The organism is Belnapia sp. AC561 (genome assembly GCF_979252845.1).
On record NZ_CEEDBP010000240.1, the window covers coordinates 1 to 270 of the forward strand.

A 270-nucleotide genomic window follows, 5' to 3' on the forward strand; every position below is an offset into this window, starting at 1 on the left:
CCCATATCCACTACCCGCAAACCGGCATGATCGCCGCCTATGGCGAGCAGTTGCTGGACTGGCTGAACACCTACACCTTCCCCACCGAAAAACAATTTTCCGACCCGGCCCACGCCGCCGATGTGGCGAATATTTTCCTCAAGGAACTGCTGCGCAACGGCACCACCACCGCCCTGGTATTTGCCAGCGTGCACAAGCAATCGGTGGACGCTTTCTTCACCGCCAGCGAGGCGCTGAACCTGCGCATGATCGCCGGCAAAGTGATGATGG

Annotated in this window: 1 protein-coding gene; it reads left to right on the top strand. The window is 59.3% G+C overall.

The genetic code is table 11. The features are described from left to right. The coding region (locus AC0IW9_RS30925; RefSeq protein ID WP_471652126.1) for an amidohydrolase family protein at positions 1-270 on the top strand (270 nt) is incomplete at both ends.